The organism is Campylobacter sp. RM6914, from assembly GCF_004803835.1.
Lineage (GTDB): Bacteria > Campylobacterota > Campylobacteria > Campylobacterales > Campylobacteraceae > Campylobacter_A > Campylobacter_A californiensis.
The window spans coordinates 77,785-93,514 of sequence record NZ_CP012545.1; the positions used below are offsets into that span (position 1 = coordinate 77,785).

General features: G+C 37.9%; 17 protein-coding genes and 1 tRNA gene. 11 read left to right on the top strand and 7 right to left on the bottom strand.

Annotated features, from left to right (window positions below):
- Positions 1–7 precede the first annotated feature (7 nt).
- The gene (locus CCAL_RS00395; RefSeq protein WP_169937895.1) at positions 8–565 is read right to left on the bottom strand and encodes a manganese efflux pump MntP; all 558 of its coding nucleotides are present in this window, start codon (positions 563–565) and stop codon (positions 8–10) included.
- A gap of 80 nt (positions 566–645) precedes the next feature.
- Here CCAL_RS00395 and CCAL_RS00400 point away from each other — a divergent pair, with 80 nt between their 5' ends.
- From CCAL_RS00400 to CCAL_RS09480, 4 genes are all read left to right on the top strand, one after another.
- A complete protein-coding gene (locus CCAL_RS00400; protein ID WP_170000506.1) occupies positions 646–1,386 on the top strand; it encodes a DUF4197 domain-containing protein in 741 nt (246 codons plus the stop codon).
- A 32-nt stretch (positions 1,387–1,418) separates the two neighbouring features.
- On the top strand, positions 1,419–2,321 hold the full coding sequence (locus tag CCAL_RS00405) for a DMT family transporter (protein ID WP_169972322.1): 903 nt from the start codon (positions 1,419–1,421) through the stop codon (positions 2,319–2,321).
- Between the two features lie 133 nt (positions 2,322–2,454).
- Entirely contained in the window at positions 2,455–3,363 is a 909-nt protein-coding gene (locus CCAL_RS00410) for a DMT family transporter (protein WP_169972307.1), read from the top strand.
- 76 nt (positions 3,364–3,439) lie between these two features.
- Positions 3,440–3,994 (top strand): type II secretion system protein, encoded by a 555-nt coding sequence (locus CCAL_RS09480; RefSeq protein ID WP_261341907.1) that lies wholly within the window; start codon positions 3,440–3,442, stop codon positions 3,992–3,994.
- Between the two features lie 36 nt (positions 3,995–4,030).
- Here CCAL_RS09480 and CCAL_RS00420 read toward each other — a convergent pair whose 3' ends face one another.
- From CCAL_RS00420 to CCAL_RS00435, 4 genes are read right to left on the bottom strand one after another with little or no spacing between them, the layout of a single operon-like run.
- Complete coding sequence (locus CCAL_RS00420; protein WP_172285017.1) at positions 4,031–4,837, bottom strand: metal ABC transporter permease; 807 nt, start codon at positions 4,835–4,837, stop codon at positions 4,031–4,033.
- Positions 4,830–5,654, bottom strand: coding sequence for a metal ABC transporter ATP-binding protein (locus CCAL_RS00425; RefSeq protein WP_170015347.1), 825 nt, complete (start codon positions 5,652–5,654; stop codon positions 4,830–4,832). Before CCAL_RS00425 ends, CCAL_RS00420 begins: the two co-directional genes overlap by 8 nt.
- A complete protein-coding gene (locus tag CCAL_RS00430) occupies positions 5,651–7,108 on the bottom strand; it encodes a HoxN/HupN/NixA family nickel/cobalt transporter (protein ID WP_170015345.1) in 1,458 nt (485 codons plus the stop codon). The genes CCAL_RS00425 and CCAL_RS00430 overlap by 4 nt, the downstream gene beginning before the upstream one ends.
- Positions 7,109–7,969 carry a metal ABC transporter solute-binding protein, Zn/Mn family gene (locus CCAL_RS00435; protein WP_170015343.1) on the bottom strand — a complete coding sequence of 287 codons (861 nt, stop codon included), beginning with the start codon at positions 7,967–7,969 and terminating at the stop codon, positions 7,109–7,111.
- Between the two features lie 155 nt (positions 7,970–8,124).
- Between CCAL_RS00435 and CCAL_RS00440 the strand changes: the two genes are divergently transcribed.
- A complete protein-coding gene (locus CCAL_RS00440) occupies positions 8,125–8,481 on the top strand; it encodes a Fur family transcriptional regulator (RefSeq protein ID WP_170015381.1) in 357 nt (118 codons plus the stop codon).
- Here CCAL_RS00440 and CCAL_RS00445 read toward each other — a convergent pair whose 3' ends face one another.
- On the bottom strand, positions 8,482–8,874 hold the full coding sequence (locus tag CCAL_RS00445) for an acyl-CoA thioesterase (RefSeq protein ID WP_169937909.1): 393 nt from the start codon (positions 8,872–8,874) through the stop codon (positions 8,482–8,484).
- 48 nt (positions 8,875–8,922) lie between these two features.
- On the opposite strand from CCAL_RS00445, the gene CCAL_RS00450 reads away from it, so the two are divergent.
- The 3 genes from CCAL_RS00450 to CCAL_RS00460 are packed head-to-tail and all read left to right on the top strand — an operon-like array spanning position 8,923 to position 12,982.
- Positions 8,923–9,645: a class I SAM-dependent methyltransferase gene (locus CCAL_RS00450; RefSeq protein WP_170015341.1), complete on the top strand. Its 723-nt coding sequence runs from the start codon at positions 8,923–8,925 to the stop codon at positions 9,643–9,645.
- Between the two features lie 33 nt (positions 9,646–9,678).
- Positions 9,679–10,581, top strand: coding sequence for a cytochrome-c peroxidase (locus CCAL_RS00455; protein WP_170015339.1), 903 nt, complete (start codon positions 9,679–9,681; stop codon positions 10,579–10,581).
- Complete coding sequence (locus tag CCAL_RS00460) at positions 10,562–12,982, top strand: bifunctional diguanylate cyclase/phosphodiesterase (protein ID WP_172285018.1); 2,421 nt, start codon at positions 10,562–10,564, stop codon at positions 12,980–12,982. Before CCAL_RS00455 ends, CCAL_RS00460 begins: the two co-directional genes overlap by 20 nt.
- Positions 12,983–13,034: 52 nt before the next feature.
- On the opposite strand, the gene CCAL_RS00465 is transcribed toward CCAL_RS00460, so the two are convergent.
- Positions 13,035–13,109: transfer RNA gene (locus CCAL_RS00465), tRNA-Glu, on the bottom strand.
- A 64-nt stretch (positions 13,110–13,173) separates the two neighbouring features.
- On the opposite strand from CCAL_RS00465, the gene CCAL_RS00470 reads away from it, so the two are divergent.
- Genes CCAL_RS00470 through CCAL_RS00480 form a run of 3 tightly spaced genes read left to right on the top strand, consistent with a single transcriptional unit; the run spans position 13,174 to position 15,723 of the window.
- A complete protein-coding gene (locus tag CCAL_RS00470) occupies positions 13,174–13,653 on the top strand; it encodes a hypothetical protein (RefSeq protein ID WP_228026721.1) in 480 nt (159 codons plus the stop codon).
- Positions 13,650–14,504, top strand: coding sequence for a deoxyribonuclease IV (gene nfo, locus CCAL_RS00475; RefSeq protein WP_169972302.1), 855 nt, complete (start codon positions 13,650–13,652; stop codon positions 14,502–14,504). Before CCAL_RS00470 ends, nfo begins: the two co-directional genes overlap by 4 nt.
- The gene (locus CCAL_RS00480; protein WP_170015335.1) at positions 14,497–15,723 is read left to right on the top strand and encodes an OmpP1/FadL family transporter; all 1,227 of its coding nucleotides are present in this window, start codon (positions 14,497–14,499) and stop codon (positions 15,721–15,723) included. The genes nfo and CCAL_RS00480 overlap by 8 nt, the downstream gene beginning before the upstream one ends.
- Positions 15,724–15,730: the final 7 nt, after the last annotated feature.

The window sequence follows — 15,730 nt, forward strand, 5'->3', positions numbered from 1 at the left end:
GGACTTATTAAAAGTTAAATCCATGATCAAGTAAGTGTGTTATCAAAATTTCACAGCCTAGAAAAATAAGTATCGCTCCGCCTAGCACCAGAGCTTTTGAGTGTAGATACGAGCCTATAAATTTTCCAATATAGCAAGCTATGATACAAAGCGCAAAGCAAAATATCCCGATGATAAGACAGGCACTTAAGATGTTGGTTTGTTCAAAACTAAAAGTTACACCAACGGCTAGTGCGTCTATACTGGTTGCTATGGCACCTAAAAGTAGCTCTTTTAGGCTAAGTTTTTCTAAATTTTCATCGCACTCTTCACGGCTTTCTTTTATCATTTTTATGCCTAAAAACAGCAAAATTCCAAATGCTATAAAGTGATCTATGCCGGCGATAAAAGAGACGAAACTAAGCCCTAAAGTAAATCCTATCAAAGGCATTAATGCCTGAAATACTCCAAATACCGCAGAAATTCTAAGTATATGAGAAATGGATATTTGCGGGTTTTTGGCGCCGTTAATGATAGAAAGGGCAACAGCGTCCATAGCAAGGGCAATGGCTAGAAGAAATATCATTTTACACCTCTAAATTTAAAAGGGCTTATTGTATCTTAAAAAGCTTTTGGGTAAAATTAAAAATTTTAACAAGGACACAAATGAAAAGCAAACTTATACTCGCGCTTTGCGTTGCGCTAAACCTTAATGCGTTTGATATAACAAATGTCTTAAAACAAGGCGGAGAGATACTAAATAATTCAAATTCACAAGACTATAAAAGCCTTTTAAATGTAGCGATCTCAAAAGCTGTAGATGAGCTAAAGGGCGGTTTTATAAATAACGCTACAGCCAAGATCGACCTACCTCCGACTCTTAAAACGGCTGCAAATTTAGCTAAAAGCGTTGGCGGAGAAAAGTGGGCTAAAGATATGCAAACGAGCATAAACGAAGCCGCCACTCAAGCCGTCGCAGGTGCGGCACAGATTTTTACGGATAGTATCAAAAACATGAGCCAAGATGATGTTAAAACGCTTATACAAGGCGGAGATGACGCCATGACAGCCTATCTTGAAAAGAGCTCAAGCGCCAAATTAGAAAAAGTTTTTACTCCTATTATCGAAAAAATAATGAGTCAAAACAGCTTTGCAAACGCGTATAACGGACTAAATTCCTTCATCTCAAATACGGCTTCAAATTCTCAAACCGCAAAGGAGCTAAAAAGCTTAGCCTCAAATTTAGGAGCCGATAAATACATACCGCAAGATGGCGAAAATTTAAACGAATACATCAGCAAAAAGACGCTTGAGGGCTTGTTTGCAGTTATGCGCGAAAAAGAGAGCGCACTTAGAGCCAACCCATTAAACGGGGGTAAAAAGCTACTTGATGGACTACTAAAATAAATTAAAGGCAAAATTTGACTACCGCAAGCGCAATAAAAGCAGATAGAAGAAAGGAATTTTACGCCGATTTTACCCTTGTTATCGTGGGTATCGTGTGGGGAGTTACCTTTTTGCCAATGGCAAAGGCTCTTGATACAAACGGCGTTTTTACTATACTTTTTTGGCGATTTCTTATCGCATTTGCGTTACTTTCGCTTATATCATTAAAATTTATAAAGAGGATCGATCCAAAAAGCATAAAATACGGCGCGATAGTGGGTGTGTTTTTATTTGCGGGATTTGCCCTGCAAACCTTTGCTCTTAAATACACTCTAAGCTCCACAGTTGCCTTTATAACGGGGCTTATCGTCATATTTGTTCCGTTTTTGATGTTTGTATTTTTTAGAACCAAAATTCGAGCCTACACATATATAGGAGCTAGTTTGGCTACGGTTGGGCTTTATATGCTTTGTGACGGTGAGCTTGGATTTGGACTTGGTGAGCTTTTAAGTTTGTTTTGTGCTTTTGCTTATGCGTTTGAAATCATGCTTGCCGGATATTTTGTTAAAAAATGCGAAATTTTTGTCATGGTTGCGACGGAATTTTTAGTAGTTTGCGCCCTATCTTTGATATGCGCCGTAATTTTTGAAGATACGCCTGTGCCCGTGCTTGATAGAGAATTTGTCGTTGCTGTCGGAGTAACGGCTACTTTGGCTACGGTTTTTGCATTTTTTGCACAAAATATAGCACAACGCTATACAACACCCGTTAAAACCGTGCTTATCTTAACTCTTGAGCCGGTTGTGGCAGGCTTTGTGGGGTATTTTTTCGGTGCGGAAATTTTAAGTTCATGGCAAATTTTAGGTGCATTTGTCATACTTGTGGGTATTTTAGCTAGCGAACTTGGTTCATACATAACTCCAAAGATAAGACGCAAAAGAGGCTTTGATGAGTAGTTAAATTTGATAAATTTTATGTAAAGTTCGTCTTTATGGGCTTTTCATGCACTTGGTTAAAATATTTTAAAGCATAATTAAATTATCATTTCACCTTTACAAAAATGTGATTTTAGTGAGATTAGGAGGAGATATGCTTAGAAATTTATCTACAAAAGAGACTTACGCGGACCTTGCTCTTATTGCTACGGCTATTGTTTGGGGTGCGACGTTTTTACCTATGGCTACCGCCACGCAGACAAATGGTGTTTTCACGCTACTTTTTTGGCGCTTTTTGATAGCTTGTTTTATCATGGCGTTTATAGCCTTTAAATTTGATAAGAAATTTGACATAAATAGCATTAAATACGGACTTATCCTTGGCGTGATACTATTTTTTGGATTTGCCTCACAAACCTTTGCTTTTAAATTTGCCCAAAGTGCAAATGTAGCGTTTATTAGCGGACTAAACGTAGTCATCGTTCCATTTGTGGTTTATGCTTTTTTTCGCGAAAGGATAAGCATATATGCCTATATCGGCGTTGCTTTAGGATGTATAGGGCTTTACTTTTTGAGCGATCCTAGTGTTAGCTTTGGCAAGGGAGAGGCTTTAAGTATAGTTTGTGCGTTTGCCTGGGCTTTTCACATCGTATTTACTAGCTTTTATGCTAAAAAATGCGAACTATTTACTCTTCTTGCGACACAGTTTGGCGTCATCATCGTGTTAAGTGCGATTTTTGCATTTGCTTTTGAAGATGGTATAACGCCGAATTTAGACTATGCTTTTTACAAAGCGATGGTGATATCTATCTTGTTTGCAACCATTTTTGGCTTCATCATGCAAGCAACCATGCTAAAGCTAACGACACCTGTAAAGGCCGCTCTTATCTTTACACTTGAGCCTGTTTCTGCGGGAGTTTTGGGGTATTTTGCGGGTGGAGAGATGTTTGGTGTGTGGCAAATTTTGGGTGCGCTTATCATACTTGCAGGAATTTTAATCAGCGAGATAGGAACTATTTTACAAAAAAACTCTTGCGCTAAGACGCAAGCCGTGCACGTGTAATGGATTTATTGTTAAAATATTGTTTTTTAGATATAATCCAAACTTATGTTCAAATTAAACAAATAGGAGGAAACCGATGAAAAGAGGTTTTACTATGATCGAGTTGATCTTCGTGATCGTTATACTTGGTATATTGGCTGCGGTAGCGGTGCCAAGACTTGCTGCGACTAGAGATGATGCCGAAGTGGCAAAAAGCTTAAATGAAATTTCAATGGCTGTTGGCGATATCACACAGTATTATGTAGCTAGAGGTGCTATAAGCACAAATATATCTGACATGACAAACGTGCGTTTAACAGGTGCTTTTACTAACGATAATAATGTTCCAGGCGGCTCTGTTACTTATGATACAAGAAACGCATCTGGCACCAATTCAGCTTGTGTAACAATAGCGATAGAGGCCGTAACTGAAACAATCGCCGCAACTACTCCTGGTGGTCAGTCTACTACAAGAACTACAGGTTATGCCCTAACCTTAGCTCCTGTTACTGGTAATACAGGAACAATATGTCAAGCTATCCGTAATGCGGAGTCTTTCCAAAGGCTTGCTCATAATCAAAACAATAACGGAGCATATGATACTTCAACTAAAAAACAACACATGATAACCGGTGCAGGTGTAAAATTCTAATCCAAGCCCCTTTTGGGGCTTTCTTCTACTATTTTTCTATCCTCTAAAGCGTCTAAAAAATATACTAAATACAAAAAAACAAACCGAAGCCACAAGTATAATACTAGCTCCGCTAGTTAAATTTAACCAAAAGCTCAAAAATAGCCCTACAACGCAAAATACAGCCGAAAAGAGTGCGGAGATAAGCATCATAGAGCTAAGTCTGCTAGCAAGACCTTGCGCTATATAAGGCGGTATAGTAAGAAGAGCGATAACAAGTATAAGACCTACTACTCGTATGGTGGCTACCACGCAAAGTGCAGTCATGCAAACTAGGATATAGTAAAAAAGCTTTGTATTTACTCCGCGCAAGCTTGCAAATTCGCTATCAAAACTAACCGCCACAAACTGACGGTAAAAAAGAACGATAACGGCGGTAAAAACCACACAGATAACACTCATAAAGTAAATATCCGTATCACTTACGGCTAGTATCGAGCCAAAAAGATAACTCATCAAATCAGAGCTATATCCAGGAGTAAGGTCTATAAATATAATGCCTATCGCCATGCCAAATGCCCATATAGCCCCTATGACGGAGTCGATACGAGCCTTGTCGTTTAGAGTGATGGTTGCGATTATGAGAGCAAGTAAGAGTGAGAAAGCCCCTGCTCCTAAAAGCGGTTCAAGCGAGAAGAAAAACGCTATGCCTATACCGCCATACGCTCCATGAGCTATGCCTCCTGCGATAAAAGTCATGCGATTTATCACGATAAGAGAGCCGATAAGACCACATATAATACTTACTAAAATTCCAGCCATCAAAGCATTTTGCATAAAATTTAAATTTAATACCTCAAGCATGAAAACCGCCTAAAATTTTATTTTCTGCAGGAGTGAATTTAATAGCGCTTGCATGTAGTGGGTCTTTGCATTCGCACTCACCAAGTGCTATCTCAACATCGCAAAAATGGCTATGAGAGCTGCTTAGGTGGTTTATAAATTCTTGTTTTTTAGCGCTTTTATCGATGTCGTGGATATATAAATTTTTACTTACGTAAGCGACTTTTGTGGCAAAATTTAGCGTGATATTTAGGTCGTGGCTGATCAAAACTATGCCGGTTCCTTGGGAGTTTATGTTTTTTAATATATTATAAATTTCAGTTTGCCCTTTTGTATCGATACTTGCGGTCGGTTCGTCAAGCATTAAAATTTTAGCATTTGCGCAAAGCGCTCGCGCTATATAAGCACGTTGCCTTTGTCCCCCGCTAAGCTCTCCGATACGGCGATAGGCGAAGTCTTGCATGCCAACTTTTGCAAGGGCTTGCATGGCACTTTCTTTTTGGGCTTTTGTGTAAAAACCAAAAATTTTTTTATCGATAAGCCCCATCAAAACGACCTCTATAACACGCATCGGGAAATTCGGGTTGGATATTAAATTTTGTGGAACATAGCCGATAAGCTTGCTTACTTCATGCGGAGCTTTGCCAAAGAGCTTTATCTCGCCGCTTTGAGGCCTTAAAAGCCCTAGCATGAGTTTAAGCAGGGTGCTTTTACCTCCTCCGTTTGGCCCGATGATAGCTAAAAAGTCGTTACTGTTGTAGGTTAGGTTGATATTTTCAAGGACAACTTGATCGTCGTAGTTGAAATTTAAATTTGAAATTTCTATCGTATAGCTCAAAATACACTCACTTGTAACACCGATGTAAAAAGCATAAAAAGCCCAAGACTAAACATAAACAAAAGCGCGATGAGTTCTGGATAAATTTTAAATTTTTCCAGCTTTTTAAACGCACCTTTGTTTACGGTCGCTCCAAAAACTGCCGCTATAAATATCACCGCACTCATGCCAAGAGCCATGAAAACCCCGCTTAAAAACCCTAGAAGATAGCTTCCAAGCTCATAAGCTAGGATAAAAACAAGTATAGTCCCAGGGCAAGGAACTAGCGCAACCGCCGCCGAGATCAGCCACTCTTCGTAGGATTTTTTATCATCTTTTGCTAACGCACTGCAGACATGGCAACCGCAACCCGGCTTATGTGGACTAAATTTATAGTCGTGAGCATTTTTGCTTTTGGTGTAAAATTTGAGTTTATTATATATCATATAAAGTGAAATAGCAATGATAATAATCGCCGAAGCTATCGTAGTAAGTCGTGCGGCATCTTTGGTATATGTCGGGCTTATTTGCGAGATGCTAAAAAACATTATAAATACAAACAAAAACGCCCCAAGAACATGCATGAAGCCGATCTTTAAAGAAAATATCGCCGCTTTTGTGTAGCTACCGCCGGTTGCAGCAAAATACGAACTTGTCAGCATTTTGCCGTGTCCTGCTCCAGCCGCATGTAAAAAGCCGTAAACAAACGAGCAAAACAGCATAAAAAATAACCCCGCGTTTGTGCGTGTTTCGTTGTTGTTTTTGATAAGCTCTTTAAGTCTATCAAGATAGCTTAGTCCCGCTTTTGCGATGAAGTTAAATTTCTCTTCGTCTATACGGTCGATCTCTTCGTGTTCGTTTTGGTTTGTTACTATGGATTTTAAGGTCGGCTTGTCGTTGTGCGCTTTTGCCTCGTGTTTATTTGAGAGAGTGTAAAATGCGATGTTTGAATTTAGGTTGGGTATAACCCAAAAGCCGTCATTTATCTCGTAAGCATCGCTATCTATAAATTTAAAATGAAAATACTCCTCTTTATCTAGTATCTCAACAGATAGCACAAATCCCTCTTTAAGCGGTAGTTCACTCTTAAAAGATAGGTCAAATTTTAGCCTTCCTTCATCAAAATAAAGCTCATAATCTTTCAAATAAAGCTCAAATTTAACGGCATCAGTATCTTTTTCGTAGTATTCGACGTTTGTGAGATAGTGTCTTGGAACTAGATAGTCAAGTAAAAGCAGTCTTATCTCTCTTATCTCTTTTTCGTCGATAATTTTGTCGGAGTTTATATCAAAATTTTGTCTCATCAGCTCGGAGAAATTTTCAGAAAAACTCCATGTAAAATTTACGCCTGTGATATTTGTCGAGTTTGTATCAAATTTTGTGCTAACATGCGCAGTCGGCGAGTAAAGGGAGCAAAGAGCGCACCCAAATGCGTTAATGCTAAAAAGTATAAGCACTAAGATGCGCGTCATCATTTATAGACTTTTGGCTAAAATTTCAGCCGTTTTTTTCATCTCTTCTTCCCATTCAAGCGGTAGTTGATCGATAGAAACGACATTAGCGTTTATTTGACTTGCTATAAGCTTTGCGGCTTTTTGCGAAAATTGTGGCGCAACAAAGATAACTTTTACGTTATGCTCTTTTGCTTTCTCGATAAGTTCTGCGATCTGAGCCGGCTTTGGCTCCTTGCCCTCGATCTCTATGGCGATTTGCTCTAGGTCATATCGGTGTGCAAAGTATCCCCAAGATGGATGATAGACTATAAATTTACGGTTTTTCGTATCTTTTAAAAGGTCTGAAATTTCCTTATCAAGCGCGTCTAGCTTAGCTTGAAATTTGGCTAAATTTTGCTCGTAAAGCTCTTTGTTTTGCGGGAAAGTTTCCATTAGAACTTTTGCGATATTGCTAGCTTGCGCCTTTACAAGCACGGGATCAAGCCAGATATGCGGGTCAAGTCCGCCGTGATCGTGGTCGCAGTGTGGACCATGTTCGTGATGATGCTCATGCTCGTTTGCCATGGAGATCTTTTTGATGCCTTCATCGGTGTGGGCTATCTTTAAATTTTTAAATGTTTTAGTAAATCTTTTTAACCAAACTTCTTCAAATTCCGTTCCGACGGCAAAATAAATTTCGCTTTTTTCAAGCTCTTGCATCTGCTTTGGTTTTGGCTCGTAAGTGTGCGGATCGGCTCCTTTGCCAACCATGACATTTACTGTAACGGTATCTTGAGCGATTTGTTCGATGAAGTATTTTGTAGGTAAAATACTTGCCGTAACTATCGGTTTTGCAAACAGTGCGATTGCACTTAACATTAAGAAAGTGAAAATCTTTTTCATGTCATCTCCTAAAAAATAATTCACAAAGTCTAGCAAAATGCAACTAAGTTGCAACTTAAATGCCAAAATAGCGCGAATTTTATCCTAACTTTTGAAATTTATATTAAATTTACTCTTTTTGGCGTAATATGAAAGTAAAATTTAAAAGGCTAATCGTGCAAGCAGAAAATATTTTACAAGAACACGGAGTAAAACCGACCGCTCTTCGCGCTAGGATAGTAGAAATTTTAAAAACAAGCCAAACTCCGCTTAGCTATGATGAGATACTACAAAATTTAGACGCAAATAAAACCACTTTTTATCGCAGTATGCAACTTTTTGAAGAGCACGGGCTTATAATTAGAACTGAAAATAACCACAAAAGCTATTATGAATTAGCAGACGGTGCGAAAGCGTATTTTATATGCGATATTTGCCACAAAGTAACAAATATCGAAGTGCCTATGCCAAAAGAGGCAAGAGTGGTAAAAAGCGCCGTTATAAAGGGGATTTGTGGTGAGTGTGAGGCTTAATCACTCATAAAGTTTTAAAATCTCTTGCGGTATGGCTTTTGGACGGCTCTTTTGCGGGTCAAAATAAACAAAACAAGTCTTTGCCGTAGCAAAAATTTCGCCGTCTTTTTTAAATTCGAAAAATCTAACCGAACTTGCACGCTTTAAAGCCTGTGTCCAGGTATAAATTTCTATCTTATCGCCAAGCTTGACGGGAGCGATATATGAGGCCTCGTTTGTTGTGATAAGCCAAACCCCGTTTCGCTCTTTTTGCGCCTCTATCGTATCGCCGACCGTGTTTGAGTGTGCAAAAGCCGCCTCTTGCATAAGTATGAAATAATACGTGTTGTTCATGTGTCCGTGCATGTCGATGGCTTGCGGGGGAACTGTGGTTTTATATATAAATTCTTTCATTTTGTCGCCCTTTTTTGCTAAAATTATATCAAAAATTTGGAGTATGACATGAAAAACATGTGGGATAAAAAAGCGAATAATTATCAACGATATAATGGGAAACTCGGTGAATTTCAAGCTAAATTTTTTGAAGTTTTGCATAATTACGGTATAAATTTTACAGATAAAACACTTGTTGATATAGGTTGCGGAACGGGAGTTTATACGCTTTATCTAGCTACAAAATGTGCTCACGTAACAGGGGTTGATAACTCACGGGGTATGCTTGAAATTTTAAGAGAGGATGCGGATAAATTTGACATCAAAAACCTTAGCCTCATTTGTAAGCCTTGGAGTGAGTTTAAAAGTGATAAGATCTATGACATCGCATTTTGCACGATGAGTCCTGCGATACAAAGCGAGGCTGATTTTGCCAAATTTAACACCCTTGGTAATGAAAAAATTTATCTTGGTTGGGCAAAACCTAGAAGCTCTGATCTGCTTGAGCCGTTTTTTGAAAAATATGGAAGAAAAACCACGAATTTTATAGTTGCAAATAAGCTTAAGGCATGGCTTGAAGCACAAAATATAAAATTTAAACATGAAATTTTAAGTGAAACCAGAGTTGTAACTAGAAAATTTGATCAAGCTTTTGAAAATATCTGCTGGCATCTTGAGATAAATGAACTTGCGTATGATAAAAACGAAGTTTACGTTATGCTTGAAAAAATGTGCAAAAACGGTGAAATAAATGAAAAAATCGACTCTTTAATGAGTGTTTTTGTATTTTAAAGGTATAATGGCGGCTAACTTTTTGGAGAAAGCATGAGAAAAATTTTTTTACTAATGTTTTTTATGGTGTCTATTTTTGCAGATAGCCTATCATTTTCGCCACTTGTAAAAGTAGAATACGACAAAGAAAAAGCCATGCTTGGCAAAAAGTTATTTTTCGACAAGCGCATAAGCAGAAGCGGAACTCTGTCTTGCGAAAGTTGCCATAACCTCTACTGGGATCTAAGCGGCACGAGTAGGGAGCGTCCGCAAAAAGGCATGCTAAATCCTATAAGCGTTTTAAACGCAGCCTTTACTTATATATTTTACAGTGACGGACGAAAGCGAGATATATACGATCAAGTCGTTGAGTCTATCACTTCAAGATCAGAACTAAATTCAGATGAAGACCAGATAATGGATGTCTTAGACTCTATACCGGAGTATAGAATTTTATTTAGAAAAGTCTATAAAGATGATATAAAATTTAAATACATCGTAGACTCAATAGTCGAATTTGAAAAATCCGTCTCAAGTGTAAATTCAAGATTTGATAAATATCTGTTAGGTGATAGCAGGGCGCTTAATAGCGAAGAAAAACGGGGATTTGAGCTTTTTCAAAAGATAGGTTGCATGGCATGCCATAACGGTAAAAATTTAGGTTCAAATTTACTTCAGGATACGGATTTTCATAAACATGCTAACTCGCGTGTCATAAACGCGGATGAAAAATCAAACAAAAGACTTCATAAAGTGCCTTCTCTAAGAAATATCGCTAGAACCGCTCCGTATCTATATGACGGAAGTATAGAAGATCTGCGTGATGTTATAAGGATGGTAAGCCATCATCAACTACAATACACGATAAACAAGGAAGAGTTAGATAGTATATATAGCTTTTTGTTATCGTTGGATGGGGAAGTCCCAAGGATAATCAATGACTCCGCATCTAATTAAATTTTTAACATCTTTAATAACAATAATATTTTTAATATGCTCGTTTAACCTATATAAACTAAACCAAGTTTCTGTTGTAAATGATAAAATAAGCTCTGAAATTTTAAATTTAAAGCTTATAAATAAAGACATAGACAATGGCTTGGAGCATAATATCTTCTCGTCAAGTCTGGATAAACTAAACGACGATATCAAGAAATTTAGCACCGCACTTACAGCACTAAAAGAGATAAATACAAAAACTCTTTCAAAAGGTTTTTATGATCTTTCGGCAAAGATAGAGGGGCTTGATGAGCTTTATTTGCAAAAACAACTTTTGATAGATAAGTCAAACTATATCAGCTCAAGCATAATGTCTTTTATCTATATCGGCGAGCATGAGGCTAAAAAATACGAACTTCAAGACTTTGACTCATTGTTTTTAAAACTAAGAAGTATAATCGCATTTAATGCCGAAAAGCCAAAGTCGATAGAGGCTGATATTGATCTATTTTTTAGCATGTTCCCAAAAGATCAAAACATACTCAAAATGATAAATAGTGCCAAATACGCACTTAACCTATCTTACGAACTAGATGAAATTTTAAATAAAAACAATGAGCTAAAGCTAAATAAATTTATAGATGATTTTGAAAAAGAGCATATCGAGTGGAGACAAAGCTCGCTAGAGCGCTTTGAAAGACTTCAGGTTGTTACGTTTATAATGTTTTTTATCCTTTTGGGATTTATCATACGTCAATTAAGGCGTATCGAAAACGACGAAAGAAGTATAAGAATTTTAAAAACAACTATCGATAACGATCACAGCTCTATCGTTCATACCGACCATAACAACCGCATACTTTACGTAAATAAAACATTTGAAGATACGACCGGTTATGCCTTTAAAGAGGTTAAAGGCAAGGATCCAAATTTACTAAAATCATACATGCACACACCAGAAATTTACGACTCGATTAAAAATTCGGTCACAAAGGCACTTCCTTGGGAGACCGAAGAGCTGATAAGCAGATGTAAAGACGGTTCGCTTGTGTATGAAAAGGCTAAATTTATACCGTTTTTCTTTAAGTCTAAGCTCGAAGGTTTTATTGCTATAAAGCTTGATAGAACGCGTGAAACTAGAGTCTTAAATGAACTTACGATAAAAAATGAGCAGGTAAAGGCACAGTCTGTCGTGGATAAATTAACAGGCTTTGGTAACTATTTCGCACTAACGGAAAAACTAGAAGCAGGTAAAGACGGAATGCTCGTTTGCATCAGCGTTAGAAACTTTAAAATGCTGAGGTTTTTTTACCAAACAAAGATCATAGACGCAATGCTTAAAGCTCTTGCTAACACGCTTAAGCTTTGCGTTGATACTTCCGAGATAAACGCAGAGTTGTTCCGCTTTCAAGATGATGCGTTTTATATTTGGTACTACGGCGATACTATTGTTAGAGATATCGAGCTTATAAAGGATTATTTTGATTTTAACAAGATTGATGTCGTAGTAGACGGCAAAACCGAAACCTTGCCAGGACCAAAAATCGTCATAGGTGTTTCGCTCGCCGCCGATACGGTGCAGACAAACCGCTTGATGCAAGCCGTGCTAGCCAACCAACAAGCGCTTAATCTAGGAACTGATGTTTATTACTATCAAGAAAACGACGCGATCGAGATACAATACTATAAAAACCAGTTGATAACTCAACTTATCGAGTATGCACTCGAAAATAACATGGTTATAGTAGAGTGTCAAGGCATATATGATATATCGCAAGATGAAAAAGAGCCGAAATTTTATGAAGTCTTGGTTCGTATAGTGGATCAAAGCGGCAAAATTCGCTATCCGGGAGAGTTTTTGGAAGTTGCTATGCAGACGCAACTTTATGTGCAAATCACAAAAAAAGTTATACTCCACGCATTTTCGCTTGTCGAGCGCTACCCGGAGTATACGTTCTCCGTGAATTTATCAAGCTCGGATATCGCCGATGTATCAGTGCGCGAGCTACTTGAAGAGAAGTTAAAACTTTGCTCTAACCCTAGCCACATTTGCTTTGAGATGCTTGAGAGTGAAGAGATGAGCGACTATGCGACGGTAAATTTATTTATCAAGCACGCAAAAAGCTATGGTTGTAAAATTTCTATCGACGACTTTGGTTCAGGATACTCAAACTACTACCGAATTTTAGAGCTTGATATAGATAATATCAAAATCGACGGCTCTATCATCAAAAAACTTCCGTTTGATCAAAATGCAAGGGTTTTGGTCGAAACTATCGTGAGCTTTGCAAGCAAACAAGGCTATAAAATAGTAGCTGAATTTGTAAGCACGCCTGAAATTTTAGAACAAGTTAAATTTTTTGGCATCAAGTATGGACAGGGATTTTTCTTAGGAAAACCAAAGCCTATGGACTTTTAATTGAGATAAAGTTTTATAAAGATATTTAAAATTTGGAAGTAAAGTTAAGAAGTGGTGACCCATACGAGACTCGAACTCGTGTTACCGCCGTGAAAGGGCGATGTCCTAACCGCTAGACGAATGGGCCATCCGTCGGTTTGAAGTTGGGATTATATATCAAATTTACTTAAAATAAAATAAAAGGATTATTTTTGAATAAAATTTATTTAAAATTTCTATTTTTGTCTATTTTTTGCACCGTCTTTTTTGGCTGTGCTACCTTAAATCCGCAAAGATCGGACGCATTGCAAGTTACCATAATCTCACCCATGTTGAAGATAAATGACACAGGATTTTTGCATGCATATAAAAATAGCTTAAATTTGCAAATTTATAGTCTTGGAGTTAATAGCGCAAACATCAAAATAAACTCTCAAATTTGTGTAAATCGTGCTTGCTATGATAAGTTGGAATTTAATAGAAAATTCTTTTTGCAAGAGCATTATGAAAATTTTCTTAGTGATATCTTGCAAAAAAAGCATATTTATAATTCCAAAGGTGTAATACAGACTTCATGTGGATTTGACCAAAATATAAGCAATAATTCAATAAAATATGAAGTTTGTGACAACTATGTTAAATTTATAGATACACAAAATAAGGTAAAAATCATAATCAAAGAGTTAAAATGAGATATATCGGAGCGCATGTCAGCAGTAGCGGAGGAGTTGAAAATGCGCCTTTAAATGCAGCAAAGATCGGTGCAAACGCTTTTGCACTTTTTGTTAAAAATCAGCGCCAATGGAGTGCAAAACCACTTGAAGACAAAAGCATAAAAGCCTTTAAGCAAAATTGTATCGACGCCGGAATTTTACCCAAGCACATCCTACCTCACGATAGCTACCTTATAAATTTAGGTCATTTTGATGATACAAAAAGAGAGCAGAGTTTTAATGCCTTCATGGACGAGATCGAACGTGTCGAGCAACTTGGCCTTGAGCTTTTAAATTTTCATCCAGGCTCTCATCTAAAAGAGATAAGTGAAAACGAGTGCTTAAGTCTTATCGCAGAGTGTATGAATGAGGCTATAAGACGCAGTAAAAATGTCAAACTTGTCATAGAAAACACCGCCGGTCAGGGTTCAAATTTGGGTTATAAATTTGAACATTTGGCGTTTTTGATAGAGCGTATAAATGATAAAAGCAGGGTTGGGGTTTGTCTTGATACCTGTCACACATTTGCCGCAGGCTATGATCTAAGAACGCCCGAGGCATATAAAAAAACAATGGATGAGTTTGATAATATCGTTGGATATGATTTTTTATCAGCCATGCATTTAAACGACTCTAAATTTGACCTTGCGTGCAAAAAAGACCGCCATGAAAGCCTTGGAAAGGGCTTTTTAGGCATGAGCGCTTTTGATAATATCATAAATGATGAGCGCATAGAGGATATTCCGCTTATTCTTGAAACTATTGATGAGAGTATTTGGAAAGACGAGATAGAAATTTTAAGAAATTTACAAAAGGATAGAAATGTTTAAAAAAGGTGCGTTAGGCGTTGTTCTAGCTAGTACTTTGCTTTACGGCGGAGCATATAAAATTCCCGAGCAAAGTTCTGACTCACTTGGCCTTTTAGCTAGTAACGTTGCGATGAGTTTTGGTGCGGATGCCGCGTATTTTAACCCGGCAAATATGATGTTTTTAGACCCTAGACATAATTTTGAAAACACGGTTGGCTGGTTTCATACCGGCGAAGTAGGGCTTAATACAAACGATGGAAAATCATATCGCTCAAGAAATTTTGACTCTCTTGCAACCACTTTTAACTTCGTATCGCCGGAATATTATGAAAACTGGCGTTTTGGTTTAGCTCTTGCCGTTCCTGCGGCTCTTGGCATGGGCTGGGATGATCCTGCTACCGCATTTAGCGCGCATAGGTTTAAACTTCAAGTTGTTGAGCTAAATCCGACCGTTGCTCATCGTATAAATGATCAGTTAGCTGTTGCAGTGGGCTTAAGAGCTGTTTATAGTAAAGGCAGAGTAGCAAACGACTATGGTGCTCTTGGAAAAAGGGAGCTTACGGGCGATAGTATAGATGGTGGTTATAATGCCGCGATAACATATAGACCTATCCCGAATTTATCATTTGCCGCGACTTACCGCTCAAAAGTAGATCTTACTATAAACGGTGATGCCGACGGTAAATTTGCAAACCCTGCCGCAAATTATAATGGTTATGTAAAGGTGGAAATTCCACTGCCTGCGCAACTTGTTTTAGCTACGGCGTATAAACACGAAGACCTTACATTACTTCTAGCTCTTGAGAGGACTTATTGGTCAAGTTTTAAGGGTTATGACTTTAATTATCCCGACGGAGCCTATAAAAGTAATCCATTTTTTGCAAATTTAATGGACAGACCAAGCACAAGAAAGTATAGAGATACTAATACTTACCGCGTTGGCGTGGCTTATGACGCAACCGATAAAATAAGACTAATGTTTGGTTTTGCTCACGATCAAGATGTTGCAAAACCGCAAGAAACAGGACTTGAGCTGCCAAACACAACCTCAAGGGCGTATTCGTTTGGCATAAATTATAAAATATCAGATAACTGCGAGATAGCACTTGGCTATGTTTATCAAGATAGAAGCTCAAAAAATGTCGTAGGAGTGCCAACAGGTCTTGGAACTACGGATTCGGGTAAGATCGATAGAGCCGATGTTCAGATCGTAGGAACAAGTTTAAAATATAAATTCTAGGTGCAAC